Source organism: Ruegeria sp. BB9, from assembly GCF_056539345.1.
In genome coordinates this window covers 876,539-899,298 of record NZ_JBQFUU010000001.1, presented here as the reverse complement: position 1 = coordinate 899,298, position 22,760 = coordinate 876,539, and the positions used below count along the sequence as shown (strand labels likewise).

At 61.0% G+C, this 22,760-nt stretch carries 19 protein-coding genes; 14 read left to right on the top strand and 5 right to left on the bottom strand.

Features of this window, described 5'->3' with window-relative positions; translation table 11 throughout:
* The first annotated feature begins 37 nt into the window (after positions 1 to 37).
* The 10 genes from ACR0FC_RS04480 (at position 38) to cls (ending at position 11,731) form a co-directional block, all read left to right on the top strand.
* Entirely contained in the window at positions 38 to 1,114 is a 1,077-nt protein-coding gene (locus ACR0FC_RS04480; protein WP_170338507.1) for an AI-2E family transporter, read from the top strand.
* A 141-nt stretch (positions 1,115 to 1,255) separates the two neighbouring features.
* Entirely contained in the window at positions 1,256 to 2,233 is a 978-nt protein-coding gene (locus ACR0FC_RS04475) for an AAA family ATPase (RefSeq protein WP_170338505.1), read from the top strand.
* Positions 2,234 to 2,253: 20 nt separating this feature from the next.
* The gene (locus tag ACR0FC_RS04470; protein ID WP_170338503.1) at positions 2,254 to 3,201 is read left to right on the top strand and encodes a DUF58 domain-containing protein; all 948 of its coding nucleotides are present in this window, start codon (positions 2,254 to 2,256) and stop codon (positions 3,199 to 3,201) included.
* Positions 3,198 to 3,671, top strand: coding sequence for a DUF4381 domain-containing protein (locus ACR0FC_RS04465; protein ID WP_170338501.1), 474 nt, complete (start codon positions 3,198 to 3,200; stop codon positions 3,669 to 3,671). The genes ACR0FC_RS04470 and ACR0FC_RS04465 overlap by 4 nt, the downstream gene beginning before the upstream one ends.
* Entirely contained in the window at positions 3,671 to 4,654 is a 984-nt protein-coding gene (locus tag ACR0FC_RS04460) for a vWA domain-containing protein (protein ID WP_170338499.1), read from the top strand. The genes ACR0FC_RS04465 and ACR0FC_RS04460 overlap by 1 nt, the downstream gene beginning before the upstream one ends.
* A complete protein-coding gene (locus ACR0FC_RS04455; RefSeq protein ID WP_170338497.1) occupies positions 4,651 to 6,153 on the top strand; it encodes a vWA domain-containing protein in 1,503 nt (500 codons plus the stop codon). Before ACR0FC_RS04460 ends, ACR0FC_RS04455 begins: the two co-directional genes overlap by 4 nt.
* A complete protein-coding gene (locus tag ACR0FC_RS04450) occupies positions 6,150 to 7,376 on the top strand; it encodes a BatD family protein (RefSeq protein WP_170338495.1) in 1,227 nt (408 codons plus the stop codon). Before ACR0FC_RS04455 ends, ACR0FC_RS04450 begins: the two co-directional genes overlap by 4 nt.
* A gap of 258 nt (positions 7,377 to 7,634) precedes the next feature.
* Entirely contained in the window at positions 7,635 to 9,245 is a 1,611-nt protein-coding gene (locus tag ACR0FC_RS04445) for an arylsulfatase (RefSeq protein WP_093962145.1), read from the top strand.
* 75 nt (positions 9,246 to 9,320) lie between these two features.
* The gene (locus tag ACR0FC_RS04440; RefSeq protein ID WP_170338493.1) at positions 9,321 to 10,295 is read left to right on the top strand and encodes an HAD family hydrolase; all 975 of its coding nucleotides are present in this window, start codon (positions 9,321 to 9,323) and stop codon (positions 10,293 to 10,295) included.
* A 23-nt stretch (positions 10,296 to 10,318) separates the two neighbouring features.
* Positions 10,319 to 11,731 carry a cardiolipin synthase gene (gene cls / locus ACR0FC_RS04435; RefSeq protein WP_170338491.1) on the top strand — a complete coding sequence of 471 codons (1,413 nt, stop codon included), beginning with the start codon at positions 10,319 to 10,321 and terminating at the stop codon, positions 11,729 to 11,731.
* On the opposite strand, the gene ACR0FC_RS04430 is transcribed toward cls, so the two are convergent.
* Positions 11,728 to 12,162, bottom strand: a complete 435-nt coding sequence (locus ACR0FC_RS04430; protein ID WP_170338490.1) for an ion channel — start codon at positions 12,160 to 12,162, stop codon at positions 11,728 to 11,730. The two genes, cls and ACR0FC_RS04430, sit on opposite strands and share 4 nt — an antisense overlap.
* Before the next feature lie 171 nt (positions 12,163 to 12,333).
* Here ACR0FC_RS04430 and ACR0FC_RS04425 point away from each other — a divergent pair, with 171 nt between their 5' ends.
* Genes ACR0FC_RS04425 through ACR0FC_RS04415 form a run of 3 tightly spaced genes read left to right on the top strand, consistent with a single transcriptional unit; the run spans position 12,334 to position 16,416 of the window.
* Complete coding sequence (locus ACR0FC_RS04425; protein WP_170338488.1) at positions 12,334 to 12,981, top strand: ABC transporter ATP-binding protein; 648 nt, start codon at positions 12,334 to 12,336, stop codon at positions 12,979 to 12,981.
* Positions 12,978 to 15,392, top strand: coding sequence for an ABC transporter permease (locus ACR0FC_RS04420; protein WP_170338486.1), 2,415 nt, complete (start codon positions 12,978 to 12,980; stop codon positions 15,390 to 15,392). The genes ACR0FC_RS04425 and ACR0FC_RS04420 overlap by 4 nt, the downstream gene beginning before the upstream one ends.
* On the top strand, positions 15,382 to 16,416 hold the full coding sequence (locus ACR0FC_RS04415; protein ID WP_170338485.1) for a lipocalin-like domain-containing protein: 1,035 nt from the start codon (positions 15,382 to 15,384) through the stop codon (positions 16,414 to 16,416). Before ACR0FC_RS04420 ends, ACR0FC_RS04415 begins: the two co-directional genes overlap by 11 nt.
* Positions 16,417 to 16,422: 6 nt before the next feature.
* On the opposite strand, the gene ACR0FC_RS04410 is transcribed toward ACR0FC_RS04415, so the two are convergent.
* From ACR0FC_RS04410 to ACR0FC_RS04400, 3 genes are all read right to left on the bottom strand, one after another.
* Positions 16,423 to 16,854: a universal stress protein gene (locus tag ACR0FC_RS04410; protein WP_170338483.1), complete on the bottom strand. Its 432-nt coding sequence runs from the start codon at positions 16,852 to 16,854 to the stop codon at positions 16,423 to 16,425.
* Positions 16,851 to 19,460 (bottom strand): TRAP transporter permease, encoded by a 2,610-nt coding sequence (locus ACR0FC_RS04405; RefSeq protein WP_170338482.1) that lies wholly within the window; start codon positions 19,458 to 19,460, stop codon positions 16,851 to 16,853. Before ACR0FC_RS04405 ends, ACR0FC_RS04410 begins: the two co-directional genes overlap by 4 nt.
* A gap of 111 nt (positions 19,461 to 19,571) precedes the next feature.
* A complete protein-coding gene (locus ACR0FC_RS04400; protein WP_170338481.1) occupies positions 19,572 to 20,540 on the bottom strand; it encodes a TAXI family TRAP transporter solute-binding subunit in 969 nt (322 codons plus the stop codon).
* 375 nt (positions 20,541 to 20,915) lie between these two features.
* Between ACR0FC_RS04400 and ACR0FC_RS04395 the strand changes: the two genes are divergently transcribed.
* Positions 20,916 to 22,004 carry a hypothetical protein gene (locus ACR0FC_RS04395; protein WP_480656798.1) on the top strand — a complete coding sequence of 363 codons (1,089 nt, stop codon included), beginning with the start codon at positions 20,916 to 20,918 and terminating at the stop codon, positions 22,002 to 22,004.
* 23 nt (positions 22,005 to 22,027) lie between these two features.
* On the opposite strand, the gene ACR0FC_RS04390 is transcribed toward ACR0FC_RS04395, so the two are convergent.
* Positions 22,028 to 22,759 carry an SDR family oxidoreductase gene (locus ACR0FC_RS04390; RefSeq protein WP_244952411.1) on the bottom strand — a complete coding sequence of 244 codons (732 nt, stop codon included), beginning with the start codon at positions 22,757 to 22,759 and terminating at the stop codon, positions 22,028 to 22,030.
* Position 22,760 lies beyond the last annotated feature (1 nt).

Sequence of the window (22,760 nt, the reverse complement as noted above, 5' to 3'; positions counted from 1 at the left end):
TCGCTGCCGGCTTGCGCCGGTATAGCTGAGGCCCCGCATGACGCCATCAGAGCCCCCCACCCGCACACCGCTGAGGTTGAGTGTCGTACGCGACGTCACCATCGTGCTGACGCTTGTGGTTCTGGGGCTTTACGCAGGCGCCAGCTTTCTGATTCCGCTGACCATGGCCTTGCTGATCAACGTGCTGATCATCGCACTCAGCGATCGGGTTATCGCGCTGACCCGTGCTCCGGTCTGGCTTGCCAACCTGGCCGCAGTCACAGTGGTTCTGGCAGGCCTGTTCATGATCACCTACATCCTCGGCAGTCAGGCCACGCAGTTCGCGCGAACCGCGGGCACCTATGAAAGCCAGTTCGACGGCGTGATCAACCGCGTCACCGGTCTGGTCGGGAATGATGTCACCTCTTTTGTCCGGGACAACCTGATCAGCATCGACATGACTTCAGTCGCCCGGATTTTGCTGGGCAGCGCCACCTCGATGCTGAACCAGTTCTTCCTGATCAGCCTTTATGTGGCCTTCCTTATGGCCGAGCGGCTGGCCTTCCGCAAAAAGCTGCGGATTGCAGCCGGCAACCCCGTCACCGGAGCTGAGCTTTCCTCGGTACTGGATGCGATAACCTTCAGCTTGCAGCGCTATGTCGGGGTCAAGACCTTCATCAGCCTCGTTACCGCTGGAATCAGCTATTCGGTTTTTCGCGTGTTGGGTTTGGAATACGCGGAAACCTGGGCCGTTCTGACGTTTGCCCTGAACTTCATCCCATCAATCGGGTCGATCATCGCTGTGATCTTTCCCGCGATGATCGCCCTTGTTCAGTTCGAGACGATCGGCCCGTTCCTGATCATCGTCTTCGGGTGCGGTACCATCCAATTCCTGATCGGCAACTTCCTTGATCCGGCCCTGCTGGGCCGCTCGCTGAACATGTCGACCTTTCTTGTGATTTTGGCGCTGACCTTCTGGACCACGGTCTGGGGCCTGATCGGCGCGTTTCTCAGCGTTCCGTTGACCGTGTGCATTCTGATCATCTTCAGCCACATTCCGGCCCTGCGCCCGATCGCCGTCCTGATGTCGCTGGACGGACGTCTGGCCGACGACGTCAAGTCGGCACGGCCCTGATCAGGGCTGAACACCCTGAAATCGGGGGTGGATCGGCCCGAGGTGCGCTGCTAACTTTCAAATATTGCAATGGATTGACCGAAAAGATCCAGCGGGTCCGGCGCAAACGCATGATTGACCGTTTCTGATGATTGGACCGCCATGACACCGCTTGACCAAATCAACGATCTGAAAGCCCGGATGGCCCAATCGATCATTGGACAGACACAGGTCATCGACCGCCTTCTGATCGGGCTGCTGGCCAACGGGAACCTGCTGATCGAAGGTTTGCCCGGCCTGGCCAAAACCCGTGCCGTCAAGGCGATGGCGCGCAATCTTGATGCCGAATTCAGCCGCATCCAGTTTACGCCGGACCTGCTGCCGTCCGACGTGACCGGAACCGAAGTCTATACCCAGACCGACGCGGGCGGCACCTTTCGGTTCGAGCCCGGCCCGATCTTCGCCAACATCGTCCTGGCGGACGAGATCAACCGCGCGCCGGCCAAAGTTCAGGCCGCGCTGCTTGAGGCGATGGAGGAACGGCAGGTCACCGTATCCGGCACCACCCATAAGATGGAGCCGCTGTTCATCGTGATGGCCACCCAGAACCCGATCGAGCAGGAAGGTACCTATCCGCTGCCCGAGGCGCAGATGGACCGGTTCCTGATGCATGTGCAGATCACCTACCCCCCGGTCGAGGACGAGGTGCTGGTGATCCGTCTGGTCCGCGGCGAGGACACCGCCGCCAATTCCGGAACCACTGCCGAGAAACCCTCACCGATCCCGCAGGATGCCGTTTTTGCCGCCCGGCAGCAGATCGGGCAGATCCATGTTTCGGATGCGATGGATCGGTACATGGCCGATCTGGTTCAGGCGACCCGGACGCCGTCCGCGCTCAGCGATGACCTCGCCGCGTGGATCGAGATCGGCGCCAGTCCGCGGGCGTCGCTGGCGCTGGACAAATGCGGCCGGGCCCATGCCTGGATGAACGGGCGCGACTATGTCGACCCGGCCGACATCCGTGCCATTGCCCATGACGTGTTCCGCCACCGCGTCACGCTGAGTTTCGAAGCGCAGGGGGACGCCAAGACCGCCGATGACGTGATCGACGAGATCCTGAAGCTCGTCGCCCTGCCCTGATCGCAACAAAGGAGAGCCGCGTGTCCCCGACCGCAGCGACATCCCGCGACCCACGCATCCACGTCGATGCCCGCCACCTGCTGAGCCTCGGCGGACGCAGCGGCGCACTCAGCCTTTTGCCGCGACAGCCTGCCCGTTCGGTGCTGAACGGCCGCCATGCCTCGCGCCTGCGCGGGCGCGGCCTGAATTTCGAGGAACTGCGCACCTATCTGCCCGGCGACGACATCCGCACGATCGACTGGAAAGTGACGGCCCGAACGGGCGAGCCGCATGTGCGCGTCTATACCGAAGAGCGTGACCGCCCGGCGCTGCTGCTGGTGGATCAGCGGGTTTCGATGTTCTTCGGCACACAAGTCTACATGAAATCGGTAGTGGCAGCCGAGGCCGCGGCCATCGCTGCTCATCGGGTTCTGGCGCAAGGCGACCGCGTCGGCGGTATCGTGTTCGGCGATACCGACCTGGCCGAACATCGGCCACAGCGCCGCCCAGCGGCCTTGCGGCGGTTTCTGTCCTCGCTCGGTGCGCTCAATTGCAGCCTGGATGCCGGGCTGCGCCCACAAGCCTCGGTCACGCTGAACCAGGTGCTGCAACAGGCTGCGCGCATCGCACATACCAATGCCTTGGTCTGTGTATTCTCGGATTTTGACGGCCTGACCGACGGGTCCGAACGGCTGCTGCGCCGCCTGGCCCATTCCAATGACCTGATCCTGTTCGACATCTCCGACCCAATCTCGCGCCATATGCCGCCCGAGCTGCGGCTGACGGTCTCGGACGGCGACCAGCAGATCGAACTGGATGCGTCAGACCGCCAAATGTCGGACCGCGTGACCCAAGCGATGGAGCAAAGACTGGCGCAGCTGCAATCCTGGTCGCGCCGATACGGGTTTCCCATCGTCCCGCTGACCACCGCCGAGCCCGCATTGGCCCAGATCCTGAGGCTGTTCGGCCATCAAGGGGGGCGGTTATGACCCCGGACACCGAAGGCAAATCGCTGGTCGAGCTTCTGGACATGCTGGAACCCGCGCCCGAGCCGGCTCCGATTTCCATGGTGCCGCAGACCTGGGGCTGGGTTGTTCTGGCGGTGGCGCTGTTGCTCGTGCTTGGTCTGATCCTCGTTACGATCTGGCGGCACCGGCGGGCAAATGCCTATCGGCGGCTTGCGCTGAAGGAATTGGACCGGTGTCAGAATGACCCGGCCAAAGCCGCGGAGATCGTGCGCCGTGCCGCCCTTGCCGCCTTTCACCGGTCTCAGGTGGCCAGTTTGACCGGTGACGACTGGACGAATTTTCTGGGCCAAACCGCTGATCTGTCCGGGTTTTCCGCCTCTGCCCTCGGCAATCTGGCGGCCGCCCCCTACCGCAAGGGGGTCACCGATCCGGATGCCACCGAACTGGCGCGGCACTGGATCAAGTCGCATCGGTCCAAGGGGGCGGTCTGATGTTCAGTTTCGCCGCGCCTTGGGTGTTTCTTCTGCTGCCGCTGCCGGCACTGGTCTATTTCTATGCTCCGCCGCACCGGCAGCGGGTCGATGCCATTCGCATCCCGTTCTTTCGCCACGTCGCCCAGGCGGCCGGGGCCGAGCCGCAATCCGGCTCGGTAACCCTGAGACGGAGGCGGCTGCAAACCGGTCTGGCGATCCTGATCTGGGTGCTTCTGGTTCTGGCAATGGCACGGCCCGAACGGTTGGGCGACCCGATCGTCATCGAAAAAACCGCCCGCGACGTGGTGCTGGCCGTGGACATCTCGGGTTCGATGGACCAGCGCGATTTCAAGGCCGCAGATGGCACGCCCAAGCAGCGGCTGGAGGCCGTCAAGGACGTTCTGCGCGCCTTCATCGCCGCGCGCGACGGCGACCGGATGGCGCTGATCATCTTTGGCACCCGCGCTTTCGTTCAGGCCCCGTTCACCGAGGATTTGCAAAGCCTCACCGGCTTTCTGGACCAGACCGCCGTCGGCATGGCCGGTCCGAACACGGCGCTGGGCGATGCGATCGGGCTGGGCATCCGAACCTTCGAGTCGAGCGAGGTGGACCAACGCCTGATGATCGTGCTGTCGGACGGTGCCGACACCTCAAGCCGCATGACGCCGGTCAATGCCGCATCGATTGCCGCGGACAAGGGTGTCGTGATCTACACGATCGGCGTCGGCGACCCGGATGCCACGGGCGAAGACCGGGTCGATCTGGACGCGCTGAAGGACATCGCCAACAAAACCCAAGGCCAGTATTTCTTTGCCGATGATGAGGCCGCTCTGACCGAGGTCTACCAACAGATCGACGCCCAGAACCCCCGCGTGGTGGAAACCCAAAGTTATCGCCCGAGGGTCAGCCTTGCGCATTATCCGCTGGCGGCGGCGCTGCTGCTCATCCTCGCCAGTACCCTGGGCTTTTACCTTTCACAGGGTCGGAGGCGCGCGGCATGATCGACGCTCTGGCCCAGTTCCATTTCCTGCGCCCCTACTGGTTGCTGCTTTTGCTGCCGATTGCCACCGCCTGGTGGCTTACCCGGCCGCGCAGATCGGGCAGCTCGGACCTGCCTGCGGGCATCGCGCCCCACCTGGCGCAGGCACTGCGTCTGGGGGCCGAAGATCAAAGGCGAGTCGGTCCGCTGGACCTCGCCGCGCTCGCCGCCGGTCTTCTCACCCTTGCCGTGGCAGGGCCGACATGGTCACGGGCGCCAAACCCTCTGATCGCGGACACCGCGCCGCTGGTGATCGCGCTCAAGGTCACCGACAGCATGGAGGAGGCGGACCTTGCGCCGTCACGGTTGGACCGTGCCAAGTTGAAGATCACCGATCTGATCAACACCCGCGCAGGCGCGCCCACCGCCCTGATCGCCTATGCCGGATCCGCGCACCGGGTCGCGCCGCTAACCGAAGACGCCAACATCCTGCGCCCCTTGCTGGAAGGCTTGACCCCGGCGGTCATGCCGGTTTCGGGCGATGCCGCCGGTGACGCACTGACGCTGGCGCAGGACATTCTTGGCGATCAGATGGGCACAGGCGCGGTTCTCTTCGTACTCGACGACATCGATCCGCAACAGGTTTCCGCATTGGGACAATCTGATACCCCGTTGTTTTTTCTGACAATGCTTCCGGATGGCCGCCAGATTCCGCAACTGGACGGCCTGCGCAGCGCCACGATCGTTCCCTTCTCGGGCGACGACCGCGACATCACCCGGCTGAACCGCGGGATCACCCGCAGTTTTTCTGCAGCCTTGGGCGAGGATGATCGCGTCGACTGGCAGGACCGGGCCTGGATTTTGGCCTGGCCCGTCGCCTTGATCGCGCTTCTGTGGTTCCGACGTGGCTGGGTCATTCGCTGGGGATTTGTGGCATTGCTGTTTCTGCCGCCGACCGGCGCGCGCGCAGACGGTTGGCGGGACTGGTTCCTGACCCCGGACCAGCAGGGCCACATCGCCATGAACCAAAGGGACTACGCCGCCGCCAGCACCCTGTTTCAGGATCCGTATCACCGAGGGTATGCGCAGCTAAAGGCCGGGCAATATGCGGAAGCCTCCGAGACCTTTGCTCAGCTTTCAACGCCCGAAGCGGCGTTTGCCGAAGGCATGGCCCGCATCCGAAATCGAGAGTATCGTCCGGCCATCGCAGCCTTTGAAACCGCGCTTGAGCGCCGCCCGGATTGGCCGGAGGCCGCGTACAATCTGGCCGTCGCCAAAGCCATTCTGGCCGAAGTCGAATCCACCCGCGAGCAATCCGATACCGGCGAGGAAGCGGGCATCGGGGCTGATGACGTGGTGTTCGACAACGAAGCCGGTCTGGGCGCGGACACCACGCAACAGGCCGAGACCGGGGACGCCGCGCCCCTGTCTGCCGACCAGTGGATCAGCGCCATCGACACAGACATGCAGGACTTCCTGCGCAGCCGGTTTGTTCTTGAAAATCAGGAGAGGTCCCAATGAGGTACCTGGCGCTCTTGATGCTGCTTCTATGCCCAGTCCAGGTTTTGGCGCAAGCAACAGACATCCAGCCCCGCGTCACGATCGAAGTGCCTGAGGATCCGACAATCGTCGGCCAACCCGCCATCGTTCGCCTGAAGGTGCTGGTGCCGACCTACATGCCAGATCCGCCGGTCTTTCCATCGCTTGAACAGGAAAACCTTCTGGTACGCCTGCCCGATCGCGCTTCTGGGCCGGTCAGCGAGAGCGTTGAGGGCGAAACATGGTCAGGGGTTCAGCGTAGCTATCGGCTGTATCCGCTGGCTCCCGGCACGTATGATTTCGCCGCTGCCGAGGTGCAGGTGACATTTGCGGATCCGGAAACCAATGATCCCGTTCAGGTCTCGGTTCCCCTGCCCGCCGTTCGCCTGACAGTCGAGGTTCCTGACGCAGCCCAAGGATTGGATCCCCTGATAATCGCTCACGGGTTCGAGCTGACCCAGGAGATTGAGGGCGATACCAGCCTTCAAACCGGCGACGCGCTGACCCGCACCCTGACGGCCAAAATCACTGGAACGACCCCGATCATGATCCCGCCTTTGTTACCCGAGATCGAGGGCCCGTTGTTGCGAGCCTATCCCAATGAACCCCGATTGTCGGAAACCGAAGACCGGGGCGTTCTGTCCGGCCAACGAACCGACCGGGTGACCTATGTGGCCCAGGACGGCGGACAAACTCAATTGCCGGCTGTCGAGATCGATTGGTTCAATCTCAAGACCAACAAGGTCGAAACTGCGCGCGCCGATCCTGTCGACCTCGTTCTTGCGCCGCCGCCTTGGCGGCCTCCCGACCGAGAAACCGTCCTGCGGCTGGCAGGCTATTTCATCATTGGGATCGCGATATTATGGCTTGTGTTTCTTAGGCTACATCCGGTTATCAAAGCACGCTGGGCAGCGGCCAGGCAACGCAGGCTGGCCTCGGCAGCGCATGCCTTTTCGGAACTCAAGCAGGCTGTGCGCCAACAAGACTTGGCCCGTGTTTATCAAAAGTTGGAAGTCTGGAAACGGCGACTGGCCGACCCGCCAGACACTGCTGAATTCGAGGCTTCTCTGGCCGAAATCGGCGCGTCCAGATATGGCGGCGGCGATCAGCAAGCGGAAAACTGGAGCAAGGTCCGAGATTGCCTTGACCGTATCGCCCGCCCCCTAGGCCACTCTCAATCCGCTTTGCCTCAGCTCAATCCCTGACGCGGCTGCCAATTACTTACCTTACGTCAACCCAATCTGAGCCAAATCCCAGGGCGCTATCTTCAAACATAAGTATTTTTAGATTGGTCTTTGTGATAGTTATCAATTGCCTAGAGGGGCTTGTCTTGATTCCCCCTTTTTGCCGAACCGCCTGACCTGCGAAGGGCGTGTTGAATGATTGACGGATCGGGGGACGCATTTTCCCCTTTTTGACTTTCCTGCAAGGCCGTTTTTGCCTGACCACATAAGGAGAAAAAGATGTCATCACAGGGAAATTTAACGCATCTATGGCGCAGAGGACTGCGACGATTGGCAGTTGCTACGGTTTCTGTCGCGCTGGCCGCGCCGGCCTGGGCGCAAGATCAGAAACCCAACATTCTGGTCATCTGGGGCGACGACATCGGTCAGTCGAACATCTCGGCCTATACCAAAGGCATGATGGGATACCGTACGCCCAATATCGACCGGGTCGCGAATGAAGGTATGATCTTCACCGACTATTATGGTGAGCAGTCCTGTACCGCAGGGCGGTCGTCTTACATCATGGGTCAGTCAGTGTTCCGCACAGGGCTGTCGAAGGTTGGCCTGCCAGGTGCCGATCTTGGTATGCAGGTCGAAGATCCGACCATTGCTGGGTTGTTGAAGGACCACGGCTATGCCACCGGTCAATTCGGCAAGAACCACCTGGGAGACAAAGATGAACATCTTCCGACAAACCACGGATTTGACGAGTTTTTCGGAAATCTCTATCACCTGAACGCGGAAGAGGAGCCCGAGAACGAAGACTATCCGGGTGACACCGTTCTGCCCGATGGCCGGACTTTCCGCGAAGCCTTCGGTCCCCGTGGCGTCATCAAGTCCAAGGCCGACGGAACCATCGAAGATACCGGACCGCTGACCAAGAAGCGGATGGAAACCGTGGATGAGGAAACGGTGGCTGCGGCGATCGACTTTATCAAGCGGGCCCACGAGCAAGGCCAGCCCTTCTATGTCTGGTGGAACGGAACGCGCATGCACTTCCGCACTCACGTCAAAGACGAGATGCGCCAGCAGGCCAATGACATGACCGGTCGTGTGATGGACGAATACTCGGCCGGCATGATCGAACATGACATGCATGTGGGCCAGTTGCTCGATCTGCTGGACGAGTTGGGCATCGCCGACAACACGATCGTCCATTACTCGACAGACAACGGACCGCACTACAATACATGGCCTGATGCTGCGTCCACACCGTTCTGGGGCGAAAAGAACACCAACTGGGAAGGCGGCTGGCGCGTGCCCTCGATGGTGCGTTGGCCCGGCAAGATCGAACCCGGCTCGGTCACAAACGAGATCGTGCATCACATGGACTGGCTTCCGACCTATCTGGCGGCGGCCGGAGATCCCGAGATCAAGGACAAGCTGAAAGCAGGCTATTCGTCCTCGGGGATGGGTCGCGACTACAAGGTGCATCTGGACGGCTACAACATCCTGCCGCTCTTGACGGGTGAAACCACAGAGAGCCCGCGCAAGGAGATCTTCTATTTTTCGGATGACGGCGACATGACGGCGCTTCGCTTCGGAGACTGGAAGCTGATCTTCCTGGAGCAGAAGGCCTGGGCCACCCTGCGCGCCTGGATGGAGCCGTGGACCGAACTGCGCGTTCCGATCATCGTGAACCTGCGCCGCGATCCCTATGAGCGTGGATATCGCACGTCCAACACGTACTATGACTGGATGATCGACCGCGTGTATTTCCTGGTGCCCGCGCAGCAATACGTGGCGAATTTCCTCGCAACCTTCCAGGAGTTCCCGCCGCGCCAGAAGGCGGCGAGCTTCAGCCTGGATCAGGTGATGGAAAAGATGCTGACGCCGACCAACAACTGATAAAGGTCGGTTCTACTCTCGAGGGTCGCCGGCTTGATCGGCGACCCTCATTTCTTTGATGCGAAAGGATATTTCATGTTCCGCCTGATCTTCTCAGCCGCCGTTTTCGCGTTGCCTGCGGGCCTTGCGGCGGACCCTCTGCCCAGTTGGACCGACAGTCCGGCCAAGGAACGGATCATCGCCTTTGTCGATACGGTGACGACGCCGAACTCGGACGACTATGTCACCCCCGCAGACAGGGTGGCGGTGTTTGACAATGACGGAACGCTCTGGGCCGAGCAGCCGGTCTATTTCCAGTTCATATACGCCATGGATGAGTTGGCCGAGATGGCGCAGGACGATCCCTCGATCCTGACCACGCCGACCTTGGAGGCCGCGGCCAAGGGCGACGCCGAAACCGTTCTGAAGGGCGGTGAAGATGCCTTGATCGAAGTCGTCAGCGCCACGCATTCGGGGCTCAGCGTCGATGCGTTCCAGGCTTCCGTCGCCGAATGGCTTCATACGGAACGCCATCCCGATACGGGGCTGGCCTATGACCAGATGACGTACCAGCCCATGGTCGAACTGCTCAGGTATCTGCGCGACGAGGGATTCACGACCTACATAGTTTCGGGTGGAGGCCTGCATTTCATGCGCGTGTTCGCCGAGGACGCCTATGGGATACCGCCCAACCAGATCTTGGGTACCTATGCGGACAGCACCTACGAACTTGTCGACGGCACTCCCACGATCATGAAGGCGCCCGCGCTGGCGTTCATCGACGACAAGGAGGGCAAGCCAATCAACATCGAGCGTACGATCGGGAAACGCCCGATCCTGGCGGTCGGCAACTCGGACGGTGATTTTGCCATGCTGGAATGGACCACCGCCGGCGACGGGCCGCGGATGGGCGTTCTGATCCACCACACAGATGCCGAACGGGAATGGGCCTATGATCGCGACAGCCACATCGGGCGGCTTGTCGACGGGCTGGACAAAGGCCCTGAAATGGGCTGGGTTATCGTGGATATGGCCAAAGACTGGTCCCGGGTTTTCACCGGCTCGAACTAAAGCGCGGAAAGGTCGGCACACACATGTGGACATTCATCGCCTCGCTGTCCGTCTTTGCCATCTACTGTGTCGCGGTGTTTTTCGCAGTACGGGCCGCCCAGACGGCGCGCACCCCGCAGGGTGCCGTGGGATGGGTGGTGTTTCTGCTTTCGGCACCGTTTCTGGCGGTGCCGCTATACCTGTTTCTGGGACATCACCGGTTCAAAGGGTATCGGATCGCCCGCAAGGAAAGTGAGCGCGTGGTCGAAGGGATCCGCAGCTTTGCCGATCACTCAAAACCCGATCCCGCGACGCTGACCGTCAATCCGCGCCCGTTTGAGGCGCTGGCTCACCTGCCCCTGTCCCGCGGCAACGGGGCCGAACTGTTGATCGACGGACAGGCGACGTTCCAATCCATCTTCCGCGCGATCGATGCGGCCAAAAACTACGTCCTCATTCAGTTCTACATCGTGCGCGATGACGCGCTGGGGCTGGAACTGCAAGACAGGTTGATCGATGCGGCCAAACGCGGGGTCAGCGTCCGGTTCATGACTGACGCGGTGGGCAGCTATGGCCTGCCGTCCTCATACCTGGAGGATCTGCGCTCGGCCGGTGTGGATGTCGCTGATCCACGGGACCAGCGCGGGCCGAAGTTCCGGTTTCAGCTGAATTACCGCAACCACCGCAAGACCGTGATCATCGACGGCGAAACCGGGTTCATCGGCGGGCACAATGTGGGCGTCGAATACCTGGGGCAGGATCCGTATTTTGGCCGCTGGCGGGACACCCACATCAAGATGACCGGCCATATCGTTCGTCAGTTGCAGCTGATTTTCACCGAGGACTGGCACTGGGCCCGCGGAGAAGACCTGATTGACGTGCTGGACTGGGCCGGATCGGAATCCGATCAGGACATGAACGCGCTGCTGGTCGCCACCGGACCGGGCGACGCGACTGAAACGGGGTCGTTGATGTTCTTTTCCACGATCGCTGCGGCACAGGAGCGGCTGTGGATCGCATCACCCTATTTCGTGCCGGATATCGACGTGATGACGGCACTGGAACATGCCGCGCTGCGCGGCGTCGATGTCCGCATTCTGGTGCCGGACATGATCGACCACCGCCTGCCCTGGTTGGCCGCCTTTGCCTATTTCGATGAAATCCGGGATTCCGGCGTACGTGTGTTCCGCTACACCGACGGGTTCATGCACCAAAAGGTCATTCTGGTGGACGATACGTTGGCCGCAGTTGGCACCACCAACCTGGACAACCGCTCGTTCCGTCTGAATTTCGAAGCGATGGCGCTGTTCTTCGACAGCCGGGCAGCCGCTGCCACCGAGGACATGCTGAAGACCGATTTCGAAGCCAGCTACGAAATGACCAGAAGCCTCGCCCAGCAACCGCCGCATATCCGCTATGGCGCGCCTTTGGCGCGGTTGTTCTCGCCGATCCTCTAGGTCAGGAATCGTTCTTGGAACACGCGCGTCATCAGCGCGACCATGAATGCCGTGGAAAGACCGAAGGCCAACAATCCGGTGACCGAGGCGAAGGCCCCGAAAATCCGCAACCCCTCGCCCAATACAATGTCGCCATAGCCCAGTGTCGTGAAGGTCACGAGCGAGAAGTACAGGGCCGAGTTCCAGTCCGGCAGGACATCTCCCATCACCCAGACGATCGCCCAGATCCACACCTGGATCGTGTGCGTCGCCACGATGACGGCCAGCGCCAAGGCGATCGGGCCTGCCGTGGGCAGAAAGGTTCCCTGCCCTTCCCACCTGTCGATCACCTTGCGCACCATGATGGTGCACCATGTGAGCAGCCCGATCTCGATCAGGAAACACAGCCCCAGATAGAAGCTGCCCCAAAGGATCTGCTGCGACAATGTCATGGTGATACCCTGCATCGGCCCGGAAACTGAAACTGCACAATGGCGGCTCTGCCCTCTAGGCACAAGGCCGGACAGCGGGCGGTCATGCGACGAAAAGAACCGAAACTTTTTGAAGGCTGGACAGCGGATCGGCGCGCCGCACATTGTAGAGCGCACCAAGTGGAACTGATCATGTTGTTGGAAATACAGAATATCCACAAAACCTACCCGCGCGGGCGGCCTGTCCTGAACGACGTATCCTTGTCGCTGGAACGCGGTCAGACGCTTGCCATCACCGGCGAAAGTGGCAGCGGTAAAAGCACGTTGCTGAACCTTGCCGGCGCGCTGGACAGTTTTGACAGCGGTGAGATCGTTCTGGATGGCACGGCGTTGTCGCGACTGGACGATCGCGGCCGCGCCTTGTTAAGGCGCGAAGACGTGTCCCTGGTGTTCCAGCAATTCAATCTTATCCCGTCGCTGACGGTTGCGCAGAACTTGTCATTTCATGCCCGGCTGGCAAATCGCGTTGACCCCGAGTGGCTCGCGCATCTGACCGCGACGCTCGGTCTCGCCGATTTGACCCAACGCTATCCCGAACATCTGTCGGGCGGCCAGCAACAGCGGGTCGCGATTGGCCGGGCCCTTGCCGTCCGGCCCAAGCTGCTGCTGGCGGACGAGCCGACGGGAAACCTGGACGAGACTGCAAGCGCGGCGGTTCTGGACCTTATGCTGTCCTTGGTCGCGGATACCGGGGCAGCCCTGCTGTTGGTGACGCATTCGCCCGTGATCGCAGCCCGGCTTGACCGAACGGCGCACCTTGCAAACGGGCGGATCGCATGACGCGCACCGTGATCCAGGCCCTCTGGTCGCATTGGCGTTGGCACCATATCCAACTGGCCACGCTGCTGATCGGAATCGCGCTTGCGACAGGCCTTTGGTCGGCGGTCCAGGCCATCAACGCCGAAGCCCGTGCCAGCTATGCGCGTGCCAACCAACAATTGGCGCTTGGGCAGATGGAGATGCTGCGGCATCCGTCCGGCCACATTCCATTGGAAACATACGTAAATATGCGTCGCGCCGGATGGCAGGTCGCGGCCGTTCTGGAAGGTCGGTACAGGGTTGGGGACCGGTCGGTTCTTTTGACCGGAGTGGACCTTGTCTCCTACCCCCCGCTTCCGGCGGTAACGCAACTGGAACAGGAAGAAGCCCCACCCGACCCGGCGGCCATGCTGACCGCGCCCGGCCGACTGCTGGCGCCACCCGACTTGGTGCCGATGCTGGAGGATCGGCCCGATCTTCCACCGGCGATCGCCAGCACTGCGCTTCCCCCCAATGTGGTTCTGACCGATATCGGCGTGGCTGAGACGTTGCTGAACAAACCGGGTGAGATTTCGCGACTTGCCATCCTGCCAGATCAGCCTCGCGGAGTTGCGCCCCTGTCCCAGGTTGCGCCAGAGCTGAATCGCCAGCCCCCCGGAAACAGCGTCGACACTGCTCGCCTGACCGACAGCTTCCACCTGAACCTTTCCGCGTTCGGCCTGCTGTCCTTCGCCGTCGGGCTGTTCATTGTACATGGAACGGTTGGGCTGGCCTTTGCGCAGCGCCGCGGAATGGTGCGCAGTCTGCGTGCGATGGGTGTCCCGATGGGGACGCTTTCCCGCATCATTCTGGCCGAACTTGTAGGTCTGGCTTTGATCGGTGGATCCATGGGCCTGCTGCTGGGTTTTTTCCTGGCCGGAGCGTTGTTGCCCGATGTCGCCGCAACCCTGCGCGGGCTCTATGGGGCTCCGGTGGATGGCCAGTTGCAACTGAGGGGCGGTTGGGTGCTGGCCGGGCTGGGTATGTCCATCGCAGGGACCCTGGCGGCCAGCGGATACGCCCTGTGGCGTCTGAGCCGAATGCCGATATTGTCCGGCCCCGGCCTGCAGGCATGGCGTGGACGCAGCACACGAGCCGTCGTGACCGGACTGGCGGGTGTGGGGCTCGCTCTTGGCGGGGTCGTGATCTTTCTGCTCTTTGACGGATTGGTCGCTGGTTTCGCTCTGATGGCAGGCATTCTGACCGGCAGCGCCCTTTTGCTACCTTTGGTTTTGTCCAGCATATTGCACCTGTGTGCAGGGCGCGTCCGTGACCCGGTGCGGCAGTGGGTGCTGGCCGACATGCAGGCCCAGCTGCCGGGCCTGTCGCTTGCGCTGATGGCCCTGCTGCTGGCCCTGGCCGCCAATATCGGTGTCGGAACCATGGTTTCCAGCTTCCGGCTTACCTTCGTCGGTTGGCTGGACCAGCGCCTGATGGCCGAGCTGTACATCACGGCAAAGGACTCGGATCAAGGACGCGAGATCGAGACATGGCTGACCCCGCGCGTGGACGCAGTCCTGCCGATACGCAATGTGGAGCTGGATCATCCCACAGGCCCGCTGTTTCTGTACGGAGTGGTCGATCATGCGACCTACCGGGACAACTGGCCCCTTGTCGCCGCGGCCCCGGACGTATGGACCAAGGTTCTGTCCGACGGCGCCATCCTGATAAACGAACAGCTTGCCCGCCGTGCTGATCTGTGGCCTGGGGATTCGATTGCGCTCACCGCCGATCACACTCTGGCAATCGCTGGGGTCTATTCCGACTACGGCAATCCGACCGGGCAAGCGATCGTCTCAATGGACCTGTTCGGCAGGATCGCGCCAAATGCCGAAAACCGACAGTTTGGTATTCGCATCGCTCCGGAGCGCTCAGATGAGCTGGCGGCGGATCTGCAGAACAGGTTTGATCTGGACCCCGGCGCGATCATCCGGCAGGCCGCGCTGAAGGCACAGTCCATGGCGATCTTCGAAAAGACATTTGTCGTGACATCCGCGCTGAACATCCTGACGCTTGGCGTGGCCGGCTTTGCCATTCTGACCAGCTTGCTGACGCTCTGGACCCAGCGGCTGCCTCAGATCGCTCCGGTCTGGGCAATGGGGCTGACGCTGTCGCATTTGTCCAAACTGGAACTGGCGCGCAGCATGGTTCTGGCTTTCCTTACCGCCTGCCTCGCCTTGCCGCTGGGCCTGGCGCTGGCGTGGATTCTGCTGGCTGTCATCAATGTCGAGGCGTTCGGATGGCGGCTACCCATGCACCTTTTCCCGTTGTCATGGGTGCAGCTCATGCTGTGGACACTTGTGGCCGCCGCCCTTGCCGCGGCGCTGCCTGCCTGGCGGCTTCGGCGGGTGCCGCCGGCCGATTTGCTGAGGGTCTTTGCCAATGAACGCTAAACTACTTGTGTGTGCACTGTTCTGGCCACTTGCGGCAATGGCGCAGGGGTTTGCCGGTTTGGGCGGTTCTGCCGACGGGTTTGACGTACCACAGCCAGAGTACCAGTTCGATTTTCCCACCGACCACGGCCCGCATCCATCCTATCGGATCGAATGGTGGTACCTGACGGCCAACCTGACCGGAGAGGACGGTCGGGACTACGGCATACAGTGGACTCTGTTTCGCTCTGCCTTGAAGCCATTTGAAACCGCCAGCTGGCAAAGCCCACAGATCTGGATGGGCCATGCCGCGCTGACAACTCCGGAACGCCACTTTTTTGCCGAGCGCCTGTCTCGTGGTGGAATTGGTCAGGCCGGTGTCACAGCCGACCCGTTCGAAGCATGGATCGACGAATGGCGCATGGCAGGACCAACGCTCCAGACCCTGACCCTGACTGCAAACGGAGCCGATTTCGGGTACGACCTGAACCTGTCTGCTTCGGGGCCGCTGGTTTTTCATGGTGAGAATGGGTTTTCCGTGAAATCCGCTGATGGGCAGGCCAGCTACTATTATTCCCAGCCGGGCTACGCCGTCCAAGGCACGCTACATCTGCCCGACGGCGATGTGGCGGTCACTGGGAGCGGATGGCTGGACCGCGAGTGGTCTTCGCAGCCTTTGGCCGCCGATCAATCCGGGTGGGACTGGTTCTCACTCAGTTTCGAGGACGGCGACAAGTTGATGGCGTTTCGCCTGCGCGGCGGACGTGGGGACTATACCTCGGCCACCTGGATCAACGCGGACGGTTCCAGCCGCAGTCTGCCGGACGGATCGGTTATCTTCACGCCACTGGAAACCAGCCGGGTGGCGGACCGCGATGTTCCGACAGATTGGCGCGTGTCCATCCCGGGCGAGGATCTGGACATTCGCGTCCGAGCTCAGAACTCCCAAGCCTGGATGGGAACGCGCTTTCAATACTGGGAGGGACCGGTCACCGTGTCAGGCAGCCACAACGGGCGCGGCTACCTTGAGATGACCGGGTATTAGCGGGACTTAGCGGACCACGTAGACCGAGACGTTCGAGTGGCGCACCACTCGCGCCGCGTTCGGCCCCAGCAGGTAGTCCTTGAAATCCGGCTTGTGCGCACCAATCACGATCAAATCGCTGCCGGCGCTTTCGGCGGTCTTCAGGATCTCCTGATAGGCCGTGCCGGTTGCAACGACATGGCGGATCGTGGCGTTGCGCTCCGACCCGACCGCATCGACACACAGCTCAACCAGCTTGTCATGCGCTTCGTGCTGCGCCTTGTCGTGGAAGTCGGGCCGGAAAAAGCCGGACACCCAGCTTTCACCGAAATCCGGCAGAACGGTCACCACGTCCAGCTGCGCCCCGTCGAGATCGGCCAGTTTCGCGGCAATTTTCAGGACAGGAGCATCGATATTGCCGTTGCTGATATCAACGGCGCACAGGACGGACTTTGTCATGCGGGCACCTCTTGTCTGGCGGCACGGCCGCGTTGCAGGAAGGCGATCAACCCCAGCAGCAGCATGGCCGGGATATAGATCAACTGTTTTGGCGGCTGGCTGACCGGCAGATCGGCGGATGCGATACGCACCGGCTCGTCCGCGTAATAGTCGAAATTGGCCAGGTCATCGGCGATGGGCGAGCCGAACATAGGTTCGTCCATCTTCACCAGGCCATCTTCCTCGATCAACAAAAAGCCCATGGCATCAACACGCGCCGCACCATCAGGTTCGGCCCCCACGGTGACGACGACCGTGGTCTCGGTCATGTTGCCGGTGTCGAAATCCGGCCCGCCGACCACGACCCGCACGTCGGTGCCGGGTTCAGCGTCACCAATGGCCTGAACGAATCCGGCCGGCTCAACTTCGAGGTGCGAGGGCGAGATGCGATCCATGAAATAATCCGGCCGGAACAGCGCGAAAGCGATCGCGATCAGCGCAACGCTTTCGTAGATGCGGCTGTGGGTCAGGAAGTAGCCCATCGTGCCGGCCGTGAACACGAGAATCGCAATCGTGGCGAATATGGCCACTATGATCCCCTCAACCCAGGTGACATCGATCAGCAGCAGGTCGGTGTTGAAGATGAACACGAAAGGCAGCGCCACGGTACGCAGGCTGTAGAAGAAGGCGGTGAAGCCGGTCTTGATCGCATCACCTCCCGAAACGGCGGCCGCAGCAAAGCTGGCCAGACCCACAGGAGGCGTCACGTCGGCCATGATACCGAAGTAGAACACGAACAGGTGGACCGCGATCAGCGGCACGATCAGGCCGCTTTGCGCGCCCAGTTCCACCACAACGCCCGCCATCAACGAGCTGACGACGATATAGTTTGCCGTGGTCGGCAGCCCCATGCCGAGGATCAGGCTGAGCAGCCCGACCATCACCAGCATCAGGATCAGGTTGCCGCCGGACAGGAACTCGACCAGATCGGCCATCACCTGCCCCACGCCGGTCAGGGTCACGGTGCCGACGATCACACCGGCCGTGGCCGTGGCCAGAGCAATGCCGATCATGTTGCGCGCGCCGTCGATCAGGCCCTGCCACAGATCGGCAACTCCATCGACAAAGGAGTTTGCCAGATCGCTTTGACCCCGGAAAATCGCCTTGAGCGGTTTCTGCGTCAGCAGGATCACGAACAGCAGCGCGGTTGCCCAGAAGGCCGACAGACCCGGCGACTTCTGTTCGATCATCAGGAAGTAGACCAGAACGATGATCGGCAGCAGGTAATGCAGGCCGGCCTTGTAGATCTCGGAGATCACCGGCAGCTTCACTTCGGTCGCGTTCGGGTCATCGGGCTCAAGGTCGGGAACCTGAGCCGCCAGGTACAGCAGAGCAACATAGACGGCGCACACCGCCACGCTCAGGATCAGACCAGCGCTGGACGGCGCCCAGCTTGTGACGGCATCCACCGGGAACTGCGAACCATAGCAGAGCCCCGCAAACACCAGGAAGAACATCAGCATCCCCACGACCGTGCGCGCCAGATGCACGTCGCGGTCGCCCAGAGTGGGCATGTTCCGCTTCACGGCCTCGAGATGGACGATGTAGACCAGCGCGATGTAGGAAATCGCCGCCGGCAGGAAGGCGTGGGTGATGACCTCGACATACGAGATGCCCACGTACTCAACCATCAGGAAGGCGGCGGCGCCCATCACGGGCGGCATGATCTGGCCGTTGACCGAACTTGCAACCTCGACCGAGCCGGCCTGCTCGCTGGTAAAGCCTACGCGCTTCATCAGCGGGATGGTGAAGGTGCCGGTGGTGACGACGTTGGCGATGGACGAGCCCGAAATCAGGCCGGTTGCGGCCGAGCCGACAACGGCGGCCTTGGCCGGACCGCCGCGCAGGTGACCCAGCGCGCCGAAGGCCATCTTGATGAAGTAATTCCCTGCCCCGGCCTTATCCAGCAAAGCGCCGAACAGAACGAAGAGGAACACGAATTTCGTCGAAACACCCAAGGCGATACCGAACACACCCTCGGACGTGATCCACATGTGGCTCATCGCCTTTTTCAGGCTGGCGCCTTTCCAGCGGATCACCTCGGGCACCCACTCGGACGAGCCGAAGAACACATAGGCCAGGAAGATCGTCGCAATGATCGCCATGGCGGGGCCAAGCGCGCGCCGCGCGGCTTCGAACAGCAGGATCAAACCACCGAGGGCGATCCACTTGTCGACATCATCCGCCAGACCGCCCGCATTGACGATCTTGTCATAGAAGAAATAGCCGTAAAGGGCGACACCGGCCCCCAGTACACCCATGATCCAATCCTGGATCGGAATGTAGTTTCGCGGACTGGATTTAAGCGCTGGATAAGCCGCGAAGGCCAGGAACATCGCGAAGGCCAAATGAAACTGACGCGCGTTGTTCACAACGCTGCCGGGCAGCACATAGTTGGCAATCGGTGACGCCAGAACGACTTGAAAGATCGACCAAATCGCGGCCACGATCGCCAGGAACAAGCCGACATTGCCAGCCGGGTCCCGCGCCCCCGCATCCGAGGATGCGACCAGTTCCTGTAGTTCTTCTTCGGATAACGGACGATTGCCCTGTTGATCAGCGCTCATCAAATGTCTCCCCGTCCAACGGCCGGTTTCCGGCGCAGTTTTGGTATTACCGGCCTCTCACCGGTGAAAACGAGGCGCGAACAGCGCCTCGTTTCTGGACTTGAAGGTGGATTACTGGATCCAGCCTTTTTCTTTGTAGTACTTCTCGGCGCCCGGATGCAGCGGAGCCGACAGACCGTCCTTGATCATTTCCTCAGGCTTGAGGTTGGCGAAGGCCGGGTGCAGCTTTTTGAAGTCGTCGAAGTTCTCGAAGACCGAGCTGACAACCGCGTACACCGCATCGTCAGACACGTTTGCCGAAGTCACGAAGGTCGCGCCGACACCGAAGGTCTGGGTGTCAGCGTCCGAACCGCGATACATGCCGCCGGGGATGGTGGCCGTACGGTAGAACGAGTTGTCGGCAACCAGCTTGTCAACGGCTTCGCCGCTGACGTTCACCAGAACCGAGTCGCACGCAGTGGTGGCTTCCTGGATCGAACCGGACGGGTGGCCGACGGTGTAGACCATCGCATCGATTTGGTTGTCACACAGCGCGGCCGACTGTTCGGCGGCCTTCAGCTCGGTTGCCAGTTCGAAGTCATCCGTGGTCCAGCCCAGGGCTTCCATCAGAACTTCCATAGTGCCGCGCTGACCCGAACCGGGGTTGCCGATGTTGACGCGCTTGCCCTTCAGGTCTTCGAAGTTCTTGATGCCGGAATCGGCACGGGCCACCACGGTAAACGGCTCGGGGTGAACAGAGAATACGGCGCGCAGCTCTTCGAACGGGCCGTTTTCCTCGAATTTCGAGGTGCCGTTGTAGGCATGGTACTGCCAGTCGGACTGGGCCACACCGAATTCCAGCTCGCCTTCGCGAATGGTGTTGATGTTGTAGACCGATCCACCCGTCGATTCGACCGAGCAACGCACGCCATGTTCTTTGCGGCCCTTGTTCACCAGACGGCAGATCGCGCCACCGGTGGGATAGTACACGCCGGTCACACCGCCGGTGCCGATGGTGATGAATTCTTCGGCATAAGCCGCCGGAGCCATGAGGGCAGCGGTCACGACCGCGCCGAGGCTGAGCTTGCTTTTCTTGATCATTTAGGAACTCCCAAGATTCTTATTGTGGACGGAAGACAGGCCAAAGGCCCCTTGTCCGGGGGACGAGCCATTATGACAATCCGCATGAGCAGGCAACGGATGAGCTCAAATTTTCCCGAATTCTCCCAACGGTCACGATGGTTTGTTGCCCGTACCGCTGTTGTCAAGCGTTAAGCGCCCGTCCCCGGCGCCGGGACGCACATATGACGTAGAACCCGAAAATTTCCCCGGCTTGACCCCGCAACTATGGGTGTCGCACCGTGTTGACCGGTCTGTGGCGCGTCAAGTATGATCTCTCAGGTCGCTGAGTTCGAAGATTTCTTGTTTTGTGACAATCGGTTATTTGTTTTTTTCCTGTTCGTGTGAGTTCACAGCGTGATTGGTTATTCTTCATTGCAAAGCAAATCGTCATCAATCAGCGAGTTCCGCTGGCATTTGTTTCTGGCGCTGGTCTTCACGGTCGCCGCCGGCGAGATGTTTTTCGACACATATCGCGTCGTTTACTTTGGCGCGGTCTCTTTTGACGACTATTCCCACTACCTGCTGTATCTTCTGGATGAAGAGCGTGGCCGGGTTCCCCCTTCGCCGCATGTTTACCGCATAGGCTCGGTTATACTTGCGCTGCCGTTCTACAATCTGCCATTCGTCTCACTGTCCACCGGGTCGGGAGAAGTCTTTCTTCCTGACAGCGTTGCTGACGCAAAGGCACTGGCCGCGATGTGTGCCGCAAACGTCTTCTACCTGGTTCTGACGGCGCTTCTGGTTTACGCCTATTTGCTGCGGCGTGTTGGAACCAATGCGCAGTGGGCATTCATCGGCGCCGCGTCAGTTCTGTTTCTGGGGCAGTTTCTGGCGCTGGAAGGCAATGACGGCATCTCGGTCTTTCCATTGACAGTGGCCCTTCTGTTTGCTGCCGAGAAGAAATGGAAGTGGTTTCTTCTTACCGTGTTTCTTGGCGCGTTCATCAATGAAAAGATCATCATCGTGACGCTGCTGATCTTTGGTCTGCGCGCATTGGCAATAATGTCCTTGCGCAGCCACGAGGCCAAGGTCACGGCCGCTCTGTTTTGCCTGTTCGTTGGATTTCTGGTTGTCATTACCGCATTTCCGTTTCCGGGCGTGAACGACAATCAGAGAGAGATTGGGCAATTCATCTCCAGCGCGCTGTCCACGCTGAAAGGCAGCACAAGTGTCAAAGGACTGTATCTGAACGTCTGGCCGTTGTTGGTTCTGACCGCCTGCTGGTGGATTGCCGTGACCGGTCAAGCTGAAAATCAGGTCCTACGCCGGACGGACGTTTTGGCGCTGCTGGCGTTTTTCTCGCTCATCGCCATGTTGAACGTACAGTTCAATATCGGTCGGCTGGTCATGTACTTCATGCCGTTTTTTGTCGTGGGCTGCATTCAGGCCCTCGCAGCCAGCGACAACTTGCGCGCGACTTCGTCTAGAGACGGCAATGAGTGACGAGGCCACCCGGCAACGCGAGGTCAGATGCTGAGCTTCTTGAACACCGGCTCGGGGATGTTTCGGATGATCGCCATGATCAATTGCCAAATCGGCTTAACGTAGATCACGTTCCGACCGCGCTCGACCGCCCGGGCCGTTGCGGCGGCAACTTCGGACGGCTGCGCCGTCAGACGCTCGGGCAAGTCCATTCCTTCGGTCATTTGTGTGTCGACGAATCCCGGAAGAACCGTCACGACATGCACGCCTTTCTTGGCGAGCCGGTTGCGCAAGCCGGACAGAAAAGCAGTCAGGCCGGCCTTGGCCGATCCGTAAACATAGTTGGTCGCCCGGCCCCGATCACCGGCCACGGAACTGACACCCACAATCGTACCCGATCCGCGCTCTTCAAACCGGTTGGCAAACGCTCCGAGGATCTGAGCCGGCCCTTCGAAGTTGCTGCGCATCACCAGAGAAGCCGCGGCAGCGTCCCCTTCATTCTCGGTCTGCTCGCCCATGTACCCGACAACGCACACGACGATCCCCGGCAAATCAGGCAACGCATCGATGAACCCATCGAAGCTGCCGGTTTCCAGAACGTCGAACTCGTGCAACGTTGCCCCGACACCATAGCGCAGTTCGATATCGGCCTTGTCGGCCTCGAGCGTCTCAGCATTCCGGGCGGCCAGCTGGACCGGGTGCCCCCGCTCGGCAAACTCATGAGCGATGGCCTTGCCGATATCCGACCGGGCACCAAGAACGAGAACGTGTTCCATT